This is a genomic window from Mammaliicoccus fleurettii (genome assembly GCF_003970575.1).
GTDB lineage: Bacteria > Bacillota > Bacilli > Staphylococcales > Staphylococcaceae > Mammaliicoccus > Mammaliicoccus fleurettii.
Genome location: NZ_RXWZ01000189.1, coordinates 1 through 538, shown reverse-complemented (window position 1 = coordinate 538; position 538 = coordinate 1). Strand labels below are relative to the sequence as shown.

At 27.3% G+C, this 538-nt stretch carries 1 protein-coding gene; it reads left to right on the top strand.

Going from position 1 to position 538, the window contains the following annotated elements; all coding sequences use genetic code 11:
• A partial coding sequence (locus tag CD129_RS11960) for an IS3 family transposase (RefSeq protein ID WP_126577754.1) occupies positions 1–538 on the top strand: 538 nt, incomplete at both ends.

The window sequence follows — 538 nt, the reverse complement described above, 5'->3', positions numbered from 1 at the left end:
CAATATCAAGGTATTTATGGTTATAGACGCATTTATATCTATATCCGTCTTAAATTAAATAAACGTGTAAATCATAAGCGTGTTTATAGGTTAATGAAACAATTAAAATTAAAAGCTATTATACGTCGCAAAGCTAAGCGATATAAGCTTTTTACTCCTGAAGTAACTGCGCAAAATATTTTAAATAGATCATTTAATGAAAGTAAGAAAAATAAGAAATGGTTAACAGATGTGACTGAATTCAAATTAAAAAATGGTAATAAAATATACTTAAGTGCGATTTATGATTTAGGTAGTAAAACAATTTTAAGCTATGAATTGAGTAGTTCAAATAATAACCAATTAGTATTTAATACGCTTGAAAAAGCAGTTAAACAAGTAAAAAATACCAAGGGTATTATATTTCATAGCGATAGAGGGTTTCAATATACTTCTAGAAGTTTCAAAGCAAAATTAAAAAAGCATAAAATGATTCAAAGTATGTCACGTGTAGGCTGTTGTATTGATAATGGACCTATGGAATCAGTATGGGGAATGA